Origin of the sequence: Intestinibacter sp. (genome assembly GCF_034113885.1) — a bacterium.
GTDB lineage: Bacteria > Bacillota > Clostridia > Peptostreptococcales > Peptostreptococcaceae > Intestinibacter.
Window position 1 is genome coordinate 21203 of sequence record NZ_JAXEWM010000024.1, and the last position, 13822, is coordinate 35024.

The window sequence follows — 13822 nt, forward strand, 5'->3', positions numbered from 1 at the left end:
CTTTTTCTATAATTTATATATTATCTAATTATTTTTTCTGCTATCTTTTCAAATACATCTAGTGTTCCAAAGCCTCCGGATTTTGATATAACCTGCTGCTGAAATCCATTATTGTCAAGAATTGAAAGTACTACACCTTGTTCGATTTCACACACAGGTTTTAGTTGAATGCTTCCAATCAGTTTCATATACCCCATCAGCGTGTCACCACCAGTCATAAGAATCGTTGTATCTACTTTTTCCTGTGCTAGACAATTCACGATTTTTCCATGAGCATATGGTATTGTATTTCTGACTTCTGCCTTTGATATTCCATACTCTGAAAGATAATCATTTATATCCTCCTGTTGGTCAAAAGAATCAATCATCACTTTTTGTTCTGTCTTGCAAAGTAACACCATTTCTTTTAAAAACTTTTCTCCAGCATCTGTATTATAATACTCGGTATTAAATTTTTGTTCAATAGTAAAATGTCTGCGGATAAAACCGCACTTTTCAGCATAATCAAGCTGTTTTGCAGTAATTTCATTCAAACTTCCGCAAGATATTAGAAGTCCATTTGTCTTTTTATAATTCATACAATTTTCTTTATGAAAATCCATAATATTAGCAAGACTCTCTGCTATAGCTGCACACCCAGCTAAAAGGCGTAGTTGTTTCTTTTGTTTTAATTCCATAAGACGATTTCTAATATCATCTTTTTTTTGCACATCACAGACTACAATTTTCTTATCCATTAAATCCACTGTTTCAATTTTTTGTTGCTGACTCAAGCATTCCACCTGTACTGAACTTTGCTCCTTGATAATATTTGGAATATAAGACTGTTTTACTGGTTCAAACGGATCTTTTCCAAATACACTATCCTCCAATAAACTTCCTGAGATATAATGTGTCCCTTCAACTGTCACACGATCAATTTCTGGATATCCAGGCAAAAAGTAAATCGTATTTTCTTTGTCAAAATCTAGAACTGCCTGTAATTCACTTCCTATATTGCCACGAAGAGCTGAATCTGTTTTCTTTAGAATGATTTCCACGTCAAGTTCTTCTGCCCATTTCATGATATCCGTTACAGCTTCATAGGAATTTCTTGCAGACATATGTCTTGACTCAGAGTCAATAACAAGTACTTCTGTAGATGGTTCAATACTCTCACTTTTTTGTGGTATTTCTGTAAATACTTGCGTCTGAATTCCACATTTTGTAAATTGAATTCCTGTATCCAATGCCCCAGTAAAATCATCTGCAATAATAATCAATTTAACCATTTTACTCCTCCTGCTACTTTTTATTTACAGCAAGTTTAATGGCATAATCAATGGAATTTACTAAACTCAATTCATTTGACTTACCTTTTCCTGCAAGATCAAAACCTGTTCCATGATCTACAGATACACGGATGACTGGAATTCCAAGTGTTACATTAACACCAGCAACTGCATCCCATTTTTTTAGTTCTTTATTATATACAAAACCTTTCACTTTTAATGGAATATGACCTTGATCATGATACATAGCTACTACAATATCATACCATCCTCCAATCGCTTTAGAAAAGATACTATCTGGAGGAGTAGGTTTTTTATCTGGAATACAAATGCCTTCCTTCATCGCCTCATTAATTGCTGGTTGAATTTCTTCAATTTCTTCCGTACCAAATAATCCATTTTCTCCACAATGTGGATTTAACCCTGCAACACCAATTTTGGGATTTTCGATACCAATTGCCTTACAAGCTTCATTGGCAATTCTTATTACTTCTAAAACTCTTTCTTTTTTTACTCTGTCACAAGCCTCTCTTAATGAAACATGTGTAGATACATGCACAACTCTTAAATCTTCATGTGCAAGCATCATAGTATATTTATCTGTATGGGTAAATGCTGCATAAATTTCTGTATGACCAGAATAATGATGTCCAGCCATATTGATGGCTTCTTTGTTTAGTGCATTGGTAACGGTTGCATCAATGTCGCCATTTTGTGCTAGTTCAATAACTTTTACTACATATTGATATGCTGCTTCACCACACATTTTAGATACTTTTCCGAATACATGTTTATCCATATCTACAAGTCCCATGTCATAGACATCTATAATTCCATATTCAAATTTTGCATCTTTTACATCTTTGATTGCGTGAATCTTAATTATATCTTCCATACCTACAATCTTTACTGCTTCTTTCATACAAGCTGCATCTCCGATAATCACTGGTTTACAATTTTCATACATCTTAGGATTTGAAAGTGCTTTTACTGTGATTTCAGATCCATTTCCAGCAGGATCACCCATAGTGATTCCAATAATGGGTTTCTTCATAATCGATCTTCTCCTTTTTTACTCTGTCTATTTTAAAACTTTTAAATAGATACTTCTTATATCATCTAAACTTAATTCTTTCATATTATTTACTAATAATCTTTGTTGTTGACTTCCTGCACTTACTAGAAAATCTAAATCTTTCATTTTTACACCAAATTCTTTTAAATCAGTTGGTATATTTGTCACTTTTACTATGTCTGCAATTTGGTCTATTATATATTGTGCTTTTTCTTCCATAGATTTTGCTGACATTTCTGGATATACAGCATCACATAATTTTGCTAATCTATCTTCACAAGCATCTTTATTAAAATCCATTACATGTGCAAATAATATAGCATTAGATACACCATGTGCAATATGGTATTTACCACCTAATGGATATGATAATGCATGAACTGCTGTTGTTCCACTTCCTGTGATAGCTACACCTCCATAGAATGCACCAAGCATCATACTATTTTTTGCTTCCATATTTTCTGGATTATTATAAGCTTCTCTAATATTATGAAAAATTAATTTTGCAGAAGCTACAGCATATGTATCTGAAAATGGTGTTGCTTTTTTTGAAGTATAGCATTCCACAGCATGTGCTAATGCATCTACACCAGTAGCAGCTACTATAGCTTTTGGTAATTTTGCTATCATTTGAGAATCTAATACTACATAATCAGGAATCATTGCATCGTTAACTATTCCTTTTTTTGATTGTTCTTCTGGTATAGCTACTATAGCATTACAAGTTGCTTCAGAACCAGTTCCACAAGTAGTAGGTATCATTACTGTTTTAATTTGTTTTTTAGCCTGTGTTGGATCATTTAATAAATCTTTTACTGTATATTCTGCATTTTTTAATACACAACAAAGTTTTGCTGCATCCATGACACTTCCTCCACCGATGGCTGCAATAAAATCACCATCATAAGATTCTACTTGTTCCATAAGTTTTTCTACATCTTGATAAGATGGTTCTGAAGCCAAATTATCAAATACCTTATATTTTATATTAATTTCGTCTAATAAATTTGTTAAAAGGTTTAGCAAACCAGTATCACGAATTCCTTTATCTGTAAATACGATTATTTTTTTTGCATTTTCTTTTTCTATTATATGTTTAACATTTTCAATACTTCCTTCTCCACCAAAAATACAAGATGGAATTTTAATTTGATATTTCATAATCAATCTCCTCTTTCTATATTTGTTTCTTTTTGAAACGATATTTATCTTAAATTAATAATATCTAATTTTTCATATAGTTTCAACGATATAAAACTTTTTTTTGTATTATTTTGAAACATTACTGTAAAATAACCGTTGCATTTTGAAACATTTAATCGTACAATATAGTTATCTACTATGTTAAATGTGTTAAAATATCACCCTTAACTTCATGTAGACTCTAGTATCATAGACTATCTACAAAACTAATGAGTATAAGGGAAACGGTTGCTCTTCACAAAAGTGGATTTTTGCAACCTAAGTTAATTATTAATTTTTAAGGAGTATTCTATGCAAAAAACAAAGATTCTAGCTGTCGCCCCATACGAGGGAATGGCTAATATTATAACAAACCTAGCACAAAAACGAGATGATGTATCTCTTACAGTTCGAACAGGAGATTTCTATACAGGACAGGAAATTGCCATACAATTGGCTCATAAGAATTATGATGTTATTCTCTCTAGAGGTGGAACTGCCGAACTAATTCGATCATCAGTAGAGATTCCAGTAATCGATATTTCTATTTCTGTATATGACATACTCCGTAGCATTAAGTTGGCTGAAAGCTATGCAGGCAAATTTGTAATTGCTGGTTTTCCAGGTATTACTAATTGTGCCCATTTACTCTGTGACCTACTTCAGTACAATATTGATATCTTCACATTTTCTAATAAAGAAGATGCTCTGCCATATCTACGTAAGGCAAAAGATCAGGGTTGTACTTTTGTGTTATGCGATATGACCGGTGCAAATGCAGCCAAAGAACTTGGTATGAATCCTCTACTGATTTCTTCTGGTGTAGAAAGCATTGAACGTGCTATAGATGAAGCAGTAAAACTAGTACGCTCATCTAAATATGTGCATAAACAAAAAGATTTATTTCAAGCAATTTTAACAGACAATGATCAAGAAGTTTTAATCTATTCCCCTGCTGGAACATTATGGTTTTCTAGCATTGCCATAGATGAAATGAATACCTCACTAATGAATTTGGTACAAGTACATCTAAAAAGCTTTCTCAAAGTTCCAAACCAGACTTTTGTAGAACAGATTAGAAATGATCTATATACATTATCTAATCGCCATCTTTTATATGAAAATCAGAAATATACAGCAATTTCGATTCATAGACAAGAAGCATTTACACGTGAAAACGATCCAAGTATAGTCATTTCCAATCATACCAGCATCACTACTGATGATTTTGTCCCATTTTACAGAACAAATCAAGGCAGTGATTTACCCCGAATAATAGAACATTATAGCAAAAGTCGCCTTCCTGTTCTTATTATCGGCGAATCTGGTACAGGAAAAAGTAAAGTAGCCAATCTATTATATAAAAATAGTCACTATGGAAATTCGCCTTTAGTAACTATTGATTGTTCTCTTATGGGAGAGCGCAAATGGAATTCATTGATTAAAAATGAAAATTCTCCACTAAATAGCCTCAACTGTACTGTTCATCTGAAAAATCCGGCAGCACTTTCCAAACAACAGTTAGACCAGCTATTTAACTATATTGATTGTACTAATCTATGCAAACGAATGCGTTTAATTGTCTCTCTAGTTGATGATGAAGTGTATGCTAAAGGTATAAAAACTGTTCGTTATTTCTGTGAGAACCACTTATCTTGTCTTACATTAAAGTTGCCACCACTTCGAGAGCGTATTGATGAATTTTCCAACATCATTCCGTTGTATATTCACCGTTTAAATACTGCTTTGGGTAAACAAATTATCGGATTAGATACGGAAGCTATGGAAATGATGACCTCTTATTTTTGGCCTCAAAATTTAGATCAGCTACAACATGTACTAAAAGAACTAATATTAATCACTGATACTCCATATATTTCTAAACGTGACGTGAAGCAAATATTAAGCCAAGAACCAAAACCTAAAGTAACCATTTCTGATGATTTTTTATTAAATGGCACACTAGATGAGATAAATTATAAAATAATTCAAAGAGTTTTACTAGAAGAGAATAATAACAAAGAGAAGACATCTGCGCGTTTAGGCATTAGTCGTAGCACATTATGGAGAATATTAAAAAACCAAAAATAAAAATCATAACCACCCGTAATGTGGTGAACCCACAAAGCGGGTGGTTTATTATTGAGCATGTATGCATACTTAACAGACTAAAGTCTATAATAAAAATATAGATATTTTTGATTTCCTCTTTATTTATAACTAAATTCTAAACTCATATATTTTCTCTAATTAATTATTTTTATATATAGCAAAAAAGCCTTGAAGTTAATAACTTCAAGACTTTCATAAATACCATATAAGGTAATACTATCTTTTTGAGAATTGAGGTGCTCTTCTGGCAGCCTTTAATCCATATTTCTTTCTTTCTTTCATTCTAGCATCTCTAGTTAAGAATCCAGCTTTTTTAAGTTCTGGTCTTAAGTCAGCATCAGCTTTTAATAAAGCTCTAGCTATACCATGTCTTATAGCACCAGCTTGTCCAGTGAATCCTCCACCTTCAACTTTTACTATAACATCGTATTTATTTTCATTGCTAGTTAAAACTAATGGTTGTTTAACGTCTCTTATTAATGTATCGTAATCGAAATATTCGTCTAATGCTCTTCCGTTTACTGTTATATTTCCTTCACCTGCAACTAATCTTACTCTAGCTACAGAGCTTTTTCTTCTTCCTGTTCCGTAGAATTGTACTTTTTCCATGATAACTCCTCCTTTCACCTAGTTAATTAGAAGTTTAATACTTCTGGTTTTTGAGCTGCATGAGTATGTTCTGCTCCTGCGAATACTCTTAATCTAGTCATCATTTTTGCTCTTAATTTATTTTTTGGTAACATTCCGCTAACTGCGTGAGCTATTACTTCTTCTGGTTTCTTTTCCATCATTTCTCTGTAAGAGATTTCTTTTAATCCACCTACATAACCAGTGTGGTATCTATAATATTTTTGATCTAATTTCTTTCCTGTTAAAACTACTTTTGATGCATTTACAACAACAACGAAGTCTCCACCGTCTACATGTGGTGTAAATGTTGGTTTATGTTTTCCTCTTAATATAGTTGCTATTTCTGTAGCAAGACGACCTAATGTTTTTCCTTCAGCGTCAACTAAGTACCATTTTCTTTGTACTTCAGCTGGTTTAGCTATATAACTTTTCATGGTTGTCCCTCCTTCTTATTTTTTCAAAATTTTATTTTACCGTTTATATAAAGTCCGGGGCGTTGTGGACTTATTAACACATTCCTATATATTCTAATATATATAGGAAAAAGTGTCAAGGTTTAATACTGAACTTTTTTGAGAAATAAACCGTGTGCAGGTGCTGTGTGACCACACATTGACCTACTTTTAGAATTTATTATTTCTTCCATATTATGTTTAATTCTACCTCGACCTATATCTACGAGAGTGCCTACGATTATTCTTACCATATTGTATAAAAATCCGTTTCCACTTATCTCAATAGATGTTATTCCTTCATGCTCTTCTATCTGTATATCGTAAATAGTCCTTACTGTATCCTTTACTGATGAACCTGAGCTCATAAATCCAACAAAATCATGCGTACCAATCAAATATTTGGCTTCTAAGCGAATTTTATCCCAATCCAGGTCATATTTCACATGATACGCTAAATTCTTGTATAAAGGGCTTCTATAAGGTTTATTATATATTAAATATCTATATGTCTTACCACATGCGTTATATCTAGCGTGAAAGTCCATATCGACCTCCTCGCAGGATATTACAGATATATCCTTTGGGAGTTTTGCATTTAATGCATCTGGTATTCTAGAAGCAGGTATATTTGTTTCAGTTTTGAAATTTGCAACCTGTCCTAGAGCATGAACTCCAGCATCAGTTCTTCCTGATGCAGTTACCTTTACCTTTTCCTTTGTTATTTCATAGATGGCGTTTTCTACTGTACCTTGAATCCCAGGTGAATTAGGCTGTCTCTGCCAACCGCAGTAGTTTTCACCATTATATTGTAAAGTAATTTTTAAATTTCTCATCAATTACCTCTTTTTTTTAATTACATTAAAATGTGTATGAATCTACTTGCTATACTTCCAGCTAAGAATAAAATCATCAATACAAATGCGATTCTATCTGCACTAGTTATAACAGCTTCTCTCATCTTAGTTCTGTTGTATCCACCTCTATAGCATCTAGCCTCCATAGCCATAGCTAATTCATCTGCTCTTCTGAATGCACTTACAAATAGTGGTACTAATAATGGCACTAAGTTTTTCGCTCTATTTATAAGGTTACTACTTTCGAAGTCTGCACCTCTTGACATTTGAGCCTTCATTATTTTGTCTGTTTCATCTAATAATGTAGGTATAAAACGCAATGCTATTGTCATCATCATAGCTAATTCATGTACTGGTAATCCTACCTTGTTAAATGGTGATAGAAGTCTTTCTATACCATCTGTCAATTGTATAGGTGATGTTGTAAGTGTCAATAAAGATGTACCTACAACTAAGTAGATTAATCTAATAGACATGAATATCGCCTGTCTTAAACCTGCATCAGTAATTTTCAAAAATCCTAATTGAAGCTTAAAGCCTCCAATAGCAAGTACGTTTCCTGGTAAACAGAACATATTAATTACAAAAGTAAATAATAAAATCCATCTTAAAGGCTTCAGACCTTTAAGCATATACGACATAGGAATTTGAGATGCTTTAATTATAGCTGCTACTATTCCTAATATAATTACATATGGCCAAAATTGATTTACAACAAATAATGCAATCATAAATACAATCGTAGCTATAAGCTTAGTCCTTGGATCTAATCTATGGATTTTAGAATTCGCTGGATAATATTGACCTATAGTTATATCTTTTAACATTTCTTTCTTCCTCTCATAACTTTTAGTATTTCTTCTTTGATTTCCTCAACTGTAAGGACATCTGTTCTTATATCGAATCCCTTATCTCTTAGCTTATTAGCTAATTCTAAAACCTGAGGCACATCTAAACCTATCTCTCTCAATCTATCTGCATGAGAATTAAATACTTCTCTAGGCGTTCCCATAAATTCTATTTTTCCATGATTCATAACGATTATTGTCTTGGCTAATTTTGCCATATCATCCATACTATGTGATGAAAGTATTATAGTTATATTATTGTCTTCATGTAGTTTTTTAATCAATCTAAATATCTCATCTCTACCACCTGGATCTAATCCAGCTGTTGGTTCATCTAGTATAAGAACTTCTGGATTCATTGCTATTACTCCAGCTATAGCTACCCTACGTTTTTGACCTCCTGATAAATCAAAAGGAGATTTATCTTTATATTGTTCGTAATCAAGCCCTACTGCTTCCATAGATTTTTTTACTCTATCAGCGATTTCATCTTCTTCTAATCCTAAATTTCCAGGACCAAAAGCAATATCTTTTTCTACAGTTTCTTCAAATAATTGATATTCAGGATATTGAAAAACTATCCCTACTCTTTTTCTTACTTCAGTTAGATTTAAATCTTTATCTGTTATATTAAAACCATTTATAAAAATTTCTCCTGAAGATGGTTTTAGTAATCCATTTAAGTGTTGTATTAATGTTGATTTTCCTGATCCTGTGTGTCCTATAAGTCCTACAAAATCATTGTCCTTTATTTCAAAAGAAATATTATCAAGAGCCTTACTTGCAAAAGGCATTCCTTCATCATATATATATGTTAAATTCTTTACTATAACTGACATAATTTATCCACCATTTCATCCACTGTTAATATGTCATCGTCTAAATCTAGTCCTTCTTCTCTCAAAAGACCAGCTAACTCTGTCATACAAGGTACATCTAGACCTATCTCTTTAAGTAAATCTACATTTTTAAATACCTCTTTTGGAGTCCCTTCTAATAGTTTTTTACCTTTGTCTACAACAACTACTCTATCAGCTTGAACAGCTTCTTCCATATAGTGAGTTATATGTAAAGTCGTAATATTTTCTTCTTTATTTAATTTTTTTATTACATTCATAACTTCTTTTCTACCTGATGGGTCTAACATTGCTGTAGCTTCATCAAATATAATACATTTTTGTCTCATAGCTATAATACCTGCTATGGCTACCCTTTGCTTTTGACCACCCGATAATAAATGGGGTTGTCTATCCTTTAATTCATAAATTCCAACACTTTTTAGTGATTCTTCTACCCTTTGTCTAATTACCTTAGGCTCTACTCCTAAATTTTCTGGTCCAAAGGCAACGTCCTCTTCTACTATTGTAGCTACGATTTGGTTGTCTGGATTTTGAAATACCATTCCAGCCGTTTGTCTTATATTCCAAAGATTTGATTCGTCCTTTGTGTTCATACCGTCGATGTAAATATCACCTTCACTTGGCACTAAAATTGCATTTAAATTTTTAGACAAAGTAGATTTTCCTGATCCATTGTGACCTATGATTGCAACAAATTCCCCTGGCTTAACATCTAAGCTTAAATCGTCAATTGCCTTAAATTTAGAATCTATAGTTACATATTCAAAGGTCATATCCTTTACACTTATTATATTCTCCATTTCATATACTCCTTTATAAAGCAGTAGCTTAAAAACTTATACAATTTATTATTATAACATAGTTTATCCATAAAAATTTAAAAATATTAATTTCAAACAAAACTAATACCACATTTTTCTTTTTTTATGGATACAATTTTATTTATTTAATTTTTTATATAAAAACAAACCCCATACTCAACAGTATGGGGCTATCTATATAAAACTATTATTTACTAAACTAATTCTATAAATGCCATTTCAGCAGCGTCGCCTCTTCTTGGCCCTTTTTTGATTATTCTAGTATATCCACCGTTTCTTTCAGCGTATTTTGGAGCTAAATCAGTGAATAAGTTATTTACAACAGTTTCATCCATAACATAAGCTAAAACTTGTCTTCTAGCATGTAAATCTCCTCTTTTAGCAAGAGTTATCATTTTTTCAGCCATTCTACGAGTTTCTTTTGCTCTAGTTACAGTAGTTTCTATTCTACCATTTTTTAGTAAGTCAGTTACTAAGTTTCTTAACATAAGGTTTCTGTGTGAAGTCACACGACCTAACTTACGGTAATTAGCCATGCCAATCCCTCCTTTGCTCGATTATTCTTCGCTTGGTTTAAGACCTAATCCAAGTTCTTCTAGTTTTTGAATTACTTCTTCTAATGATTTTTTACCAAGGTTTCTAACCTTCATCATATCATCTTCAGACTTATTAGCTAATTCTTCAACTGTATTTATTCCGGCTCTCTTTAAACAGTTGTAAGATCTAACAGATAAATCTAATTCTTCTATAGTCATTTCTAAAACTTTTTCTTTTTGATCTTCTTCTTTTTCTACCATTATTTCTACATTGCTAACATGTTCAGTTAAATCTATAAATAGATTTAGATGTTCAACAAGTACTTTTGCAGCAAGAGATATTCCTTCTTGAGGATTTATACTTCCATTAGTCAAAATTTCTAGAGTTAACTTATCATAATCAGATTTTTGACCAACTCTTGTGTTTTCTACATGGTAGCTAACTTTTTCAATTGGAGTATATATTGAATCAACAGGTAATACACCTATAGGCATATTTTCTGTTTTATTTTCTTCTGCTGGTACATATCCTCTACCTTTATCAACATATATTTCCATATTAAGCTTAGCATTATCATCTAAAGTAGCGATGTGTAAATCTTTACTTAATATTTCAACGTCTGGAGGACATATTATGTCAGATCCTTTGATAGAGCATGGACCTTGAGCTTCTATTTTAAGTGTTCTACTACCTTCACCATCTATAGTAGCTGAAAGTTCTTTTAATGATAATATTATTTCAGTAACATCTTCCTTTACTCCTGGTATAGTTGAAAACTCATGTAGAACTCCATCTATTTTTATAGAGTGCACAGCTACACCTGGTAAAGAAGATAATAATATTCTTCTAAGAGCATTACCTATAGTTATTCCGTATCCTCTTTCTAGAGGTTCAACTACGAATTTACCATATCTATAGTCTTCGCTAAGCTCTATTATATCTACCTTTGGTTTTTCTATTTCTATCATGGACTAAACCCTCCTTAAAATTTGTTAATCCACTGAGGGTAAACAATTTTAAAATTATTTTTAAAAACTGCCTATTATTTTGAATAAAGTTCTATGATTAAGTGTTCTGCTATTTCGATATCTATATCTTCTCTAGTTGGTAAAGCAACTACTTTAGCAGACATTTCTTCTAAGTTTACATCTAACCAGTTTGGAGCAACTTTGTTTGCTTCAACTAATGCTTTAAATTTAGCTGATGATTTAGAAGTTTCTTTAACAGCTATAACATCTCCAACTTTAACAGTTAATGATGGTATATCTACTTTTTTACCATTTAAAGTAAAGTGTGCATGAGTAACTAATTGTCTAGCTTCTTTTCTAGAGTTAGCTAATCCCATTCTGAAAACTACGTTGTCTAATCTTTCTTCTAATAGACATAATAAGTTTTCCCCAGTTTTACCTGACATTTTTTCTGCACGTTCATATAAGTTTCTAAATTGAGTTTCTAAAACTCCGTAAATTCTCTTAACTTTTTGTTTTTCTCTTAATTGTAATCCATAGTTAGAAAGTTTCTTTCTCCCTTGTCCGTGTTGTCCTGGAGCATAGTTTCTTTTAACTATAGCGCATTTATCTGTATAACATCTATCACCTTTAAGGAATAATTTCATTCCTTCTCTACGGCATTGTCTGCATGATGCACCAGTATATCTTGCCATTATCTACACCTCCTATGATTATACTCTTCTTCTTTTTGGTGGTCTACATCCGTTATGTGGTATTGGAGTGACATCTTTTATCATTGTTACTTCAAGTCCAGTTGCTTGTAAAGCTCTTATAGCAGCTTCTCTACCAGAACCTGGTCCTTTAACAAATACTTCTACGCTCTTTAAACCATGTTCCATTGCAGCTTTAGCAGCAGTTTCTGCAGCCATTTGAGAAGCAAATGGAGTTGATTTTCTTGATCCTTTGAATCCTAATTGTCCTGAAGATGCCCATGATATAGCATTACCATGAACGTCTGTTAATGTAACTATTGTATTATTAAAAGTTGATTGTATATGTGCATGTCCACGATCTATATTTTTACGTTCTCTTCTTCTGATACGTGTTACTTTCTTTTTTTGTTTAGCCATTTTTCGAATTTCCCTCCTATCTACTTATTATTTTTTCTTTTTACGAGATACAGTCTTTCTAGGACCTTTTCTAGTTCTAGCGTTAGTCTTAGTTTTTTGACCTCTTAGAGGTAATCCTTTAGCATGTCTTATACCTCTGTAACATTTAATGTCTCTTAATCTTTTTATGTTTAATGCAATTTCTCTTCTTAAGTCACCTTCAACCAAGAAATCATTATCTATTATTCTTCTTAGTGTATTAACTTCTTCTTCTGATAAATCCTTTATTCTAGTATCAGGATTGATCTCAGCTTTAGCTAATATTTCATTAGCAGTTGCTCTACCTATACCATATATATAAGTTAAGCCTATTTCCGCTCTTTTTTCATTAGGTAAATCTACCCCAGCGATTCTTGCCATTGTTGCACCTCCTACATTAGTTTTCTACAAAAAACCGAGTTTCTTATATAAATTCGTATCTATTTTTTTCGTTATTTTTTAACATTTTTTGTTAACATCACAGTTTTTTATTATATCACAAAATTACTGTAAATGCTATTCTTTTTTATATTATCCTTGTTTTTGTTTGTGCTTTGGATTTTCGCAGATAACCATTACTTTACCTTTTCTTTTTATTATCTTGCATTTTTCGCACATTGGTTTTACTGATGGTCTTACCTTCATTATTAATCCCTCCTTAGACTGTAAGTAGTCTACTTCTTACGCCAAGTGATTCTTCCTCTTGTAAGATCATAAGGTGAAAGTTCTATTTTAACCTTATCTCCTTCAAGAATTCTTATGAAGTTCATTCTTAGCTTACCAGATAAATGGCATAATACTTCATGTCCATTTTCTAATTTAACTTTAAACATAGCATTAGGCAAGTTTTCTACAACTGTACCTTCAAATTCTATTACATCTTTTTTGGCCATTAAACAACCAGCCCTCCATTCAATAAGTCAAGATGTTGACTTAATTAAGTTAGCTCTTAAAAAGTATCTTTAACAAATTTATACTATTTTATTACTTTTTTCAAAGTATTTTATACTCTTATGCTTAACTTTATAACTGCACGCTAATAAAAGCCCGCATTAATTATAATAACACTTATTGGACCA

At 32.0% G+C, this 13822-nt stretch carries 17 protein-coding genes; 1 reads left to right on the top strand and 16 read right to left on the bottom strand.

Annotated features, from left to right (window positions below):
• Positions 1-20 precede the first annotated feature (20 nt).
• From SPD90_RS01370 to SPD90_RS01380, 3 genes are read right to left on the bottom strand one after another with little or no spacing between them, the layout of a single operon-like run.
• Positions 21-1271: a four-carbon acid sugar kinase family protein gene (locus SPD90_RS01370; protein ID WP_320626908.1), complete on the bottom strand. Its 1251-nt coding sequence runs from the start codon at positions 1269-1271 to the stop codon at positions 21-23.
• A gap of 13 nt (positions 1272-1284) precedes the next feature.
• Positions 1285-2325, bottom strand: a complete 1041-nt coding sequence (gene pdxA, locus SPD90_RS01375) for a 4-hydroxythreonine-4-phosphate dehydrogenase PdxA (RefSeq protein ID WP_320626909.1) — start codon at positions 2323-2325, stop codon at positions 1285-1287.
• A 27-nt stretch (positions 2326-2352) separates the two neighbouring features.
• Positions 2353-3507 (bottom strand): iron-containing alcohol dehydrogenase, encoded by a 1155-nt coding sequence (locus SPD90_RS01380; RefSeq protein WP_320626910.1) that lies wholly within the window; start codon positions 3505-3507, stop codon positions 2353-2355.
• Positions 3508-3840: 333 nt separating this feature from the next.
• Here SPD90_RS01380 and SPD90_RS01385 point away from each other — a divergent pair, with 333 nt between their 5' ends.
• Positions 3841-5619, top strand: a complete 1779-nt coding sequence (locus tag SPD90_RS01385; protein WP_320626911.1) for a PrpR N-terminal domain-containing protein — start codon at positions 3841-3843, stop codon at positions 5617-5619.
• A gap of 237 nt (positions 5620-5856) precedes the next feature.
• Here SPD90_RS01385 and rpsI read toward each other — a convergent pair whose 3' ends face one another.
• The 13 genes from rpsI to infA all read right to left on the bottom strand — a co-directional run bounded on the left by rpsI (position 5857) and on the right by infA (position 13636).
• The gene (gene rpsI / locus SPD90_RS01390; protein WP_320626912.1) at positions 5857-6249 is read right to left on the bottom strand and encodes a 30S ribosomal protein S9; all 393 of its coding nucleotides are present in this window, start codon (positions 6247-6249) and stop codon (positions 5857-5859) included.
• Positions 6250-6275: 26 nt separating this feature from the next.
• A complete protein-coding gene (gene rplM, locus SPD90_RS01395) occupies positions 6276-6704 on the bottom strand; it encodes a 50S ribosomal protein L13 (RefSeq protein ID WP_290690677.1) in 429 nt (142 codons plus the stop codon).
• Positions 6705-6826: 122 nt separating this feature from the next.
• The gene (truA, locus tag SPD90_RS01400; protein WP_320924090.1) at positions 6827-7558 is read right to left on the bottom strand and encodes a tRNA pseudouridine(38-40) synthase TruA; all 732 of its coding nucleotides are present in this window, start codon (positions 7556-7558) and stop codon (positions 6827-6829) included.
• Positions 7559-7578: 20 nt separating this feature from the next.
• Positions 7579-8406, bottom strand: a complete 828-nt coding sequence (locus SPD90_RS01405) for an energy-coupling factor transporter transmembrane component T family protein (RefSeq protein WP_320924091.1) — start codon at positions 8404-8406, stop codon at positions 7579-7581.
• Complete coding sequence (locus tag SPD90_RS01410) at positions 8400-9266, bottom strand: energy-coupling factor transporter ATPase (protein WP_320924092.1); 867 nt, start codon at positions 9264-9266, stop codon at positions 8400-8402. The genes SPD90_RS01405 and SPD90_RS01410 overlap by 7 nt, the downstream gene beginning before the upstream one ends.
• Positions 9254-10087: an energy-coupling factor transporter ATPase gene (locus SPD90_RS01415; protein ID WP_320924093.1), complete on the bottom strand. Its 834-nt coding sequence runs from the start codon at positions 10085-10087 to the stop codon at positions 9254-9256. Before SPD90_RS01415 ends, SPD90_RS01410 begins: the two co-directional genes overlap by 13 nt.
• Positions 10088-10302: 215 nt before the next feature.
• Positions 10303-10644: a 50S ribosomal protein L17 gene (rplQ, locus tag SPD90_RS01420; protein WP_320924094.1), complete on the bottom strand. Its 342-nt coding sequence runs from the start codon at positions 10642-10644 to the stop codon at positions 10303-10305.
• Between the two features lie 21 nt (positions 10645-10665).
• Positions 10666-11613 carry a DNA-directed RNA polymerase subunit alpha gene (locus tag SPD90_RS01425; RefSeq protein ID WP_320924095.1) on the bottom strand — a complete coding sequence of 316 codons (948 nt, stop codon included), beginning with the start codon at positions 11611-11613 and terminating at the stop codon, positions 10666-10668.
• 74 nt (positions 11614-11687) lie between these two features.
• A complete protein-coding gene (rpsD, locus tag SPD90_RS01430) occupies positions 11688-12308 on the bottom strand; it encodes a 30S ribosomal protein S4 (RefSeq protein WP_007285312.1) in 621 nt (206 codons plus the stop codon).
• 18 nt (positions 12309-12326) lie between these two features.
• A complete protein-coding gene (gene rpsK / locus SPD90_RS01435; RefSeq protein ID WP_290690697.1) occupies positions 12327-12725 on the bottom strand; it encodes a 30S ribosomal protein S11 in 399 nt (132 codons plus the stop codon).
• Between the two features lie 27 nt (positions 12726-12752).
• Entirely contained in the window at positions 12753-13124 is a 372-nt protein-coding gene (gene rpsM / locus SPD90_RS01440) for a 30S ribosomal protein S13 (RefSeq protein ID WP_007285310.1), read from the bottom strand.
• A 150-nt stretch (positions 13125-13274) separates the two neighbouring features.
• Positions 13275-13388 carry a 50S ribosomal protein L36 gene (rpmJ, locus tag SPD90_RS01445; RefSeq protein WP_018590391.1) on the bottom strand — a complete coding sequence of 38 codons (114 nt, stop codon included), beginning with the start codon at positions 13386-13388 and terminating at the stop codon, positions 13275-13277.
• Positions 13389-13417: 29 nt separating this feature from the next.
• A complete protein-coding gene (gene infA, locus SPD90_RS01450) occupies positions 13418-13636 on the bottom strand; it encodes a translation initiation factor IF-1 (protein WP_007285309.1) in 219 nt (72 codons plus the stop codon).
• Positions 13637-13822 lie beyond the last annotated feature (186 nt).

Excerpts from the sequence above, each read along its gene's own strand:
- SPD90_RS01370 (WP_320626908.1), bottom strand. The coding sequence starts at position 1,271 with ATGGTTAAATTGATTATTATTGCAGATGATTTTACTGGGGCATTGGAT.
- pdxA (WP_320626909.1), bottom strand. The coding sequence starts at position 2,325 with ATGAAGAAACCCATTATTGGAATCACTATGGGTGATCCTGCTGGAAAT.
- SPD90_RS01380 (WP_320626910.1), bottom strand. The coding sequence starts at position 3,507 with ATGAAATATCAAATTAAAATTCCATCTTGTATTTTTGGTGGAGAAGGA.
- SPD90_RS01385 (WP_320626911.1), top strand. The coding sequence starts at position 3,841 with ATGCAAAAAACAAAGATTCTAGCTGTCGCCCCATACGAGGGAATGGCT.
- rpsI (WP_320626912.1), bottom strand. The coding sequence starts at position 6,249 with ATGGAAAAAGTACAATTCTACGGAACAGGAAGAAGAAAAAGCTCTGTA.
- rplM (WP_290690677.1), bottom strand. The coding sequence starts at position 6,704 with ATGAAAAGTTATATAGCTAAACCAGCTGAAGTACAAAGAAAATGGTAC.
- truA (WP_320924090.1), bottom strand. The coding sequence starts at position 7,558 with ATGAGAAATTTAAAAATTACTTTACAATATAATGGTGAAAACTACTGC.
- SPD90_RS01405 (WP_320924091.1), bottom strand. The coding sequence starts at position 8,406 with ATGTTAAAAGATATAACTATAGGTCAATATTATCCAGCGAATTCTAAA.
- SPD90_RS01410 (WP_320924092.1), bottom strand. The coding sequence starts at position 9,266 with ATGTCAGTTATAGTAAAGAATTTAACATATATATATGATGAAGGAATG.
- SPD90_RS01415 (WP_320924093.1), bottom strand. The coding sequence starts at position 10,087 with ATGGAGAATATAATAAGTGTAAAGGATATGACCTTTGAATATGTAACT.
- rplQ (WP_320924094.1), bottom strand. The coding sequence starts at position 10,644 with ATGGCTAATTACCGTAAGTTAGGTCGTGTGACTTCACACAGAAACCTT.
- SPD90_RS01425 (WP_320924095.1), bottom strand. The coding sequence starts at position 11,613 with ATGATAGAAATAGAAAAACCAAAGGTAGATATAATAGAGCTTAGCGAA.
- rpsD (WP_007285312.1), bottom strand. The coding sequence starts at position 12,308 with ATGGCAAGATATACTGGTGCATCATGCAGACAATGCCGTAGAGAAGGA.
- rpsK (WP_290690697.1), bottom strand. The coding sequence starts at position 12,725 with ATGGCTAAACAAAAAAAGAAAGTAACACGTATCAGAAGAAGAGAACGT.
- rpsM (WP_007285310.1), bottom strand. The coding sequence starts at position 13,124 with ATGGCAAGAATCGCTGGGGTAGATTTACCTAATGAAAAAAGAGCGGAA.
- rpmJ (WP_018590391.1), bottom strand. The coding sequence starts at position 13,388 with ATGAAGGTAAGACCATCAGTAAAACCAATGTGCGAAAAATGCAAGATA.
- infA (WP_007285309.1), bottom strand. The coding sequence starts at position 13,636 with ATGGCCAAAAAAGATGTAATAGAATTTGAAGGTACAGTTGTAGAAAAC.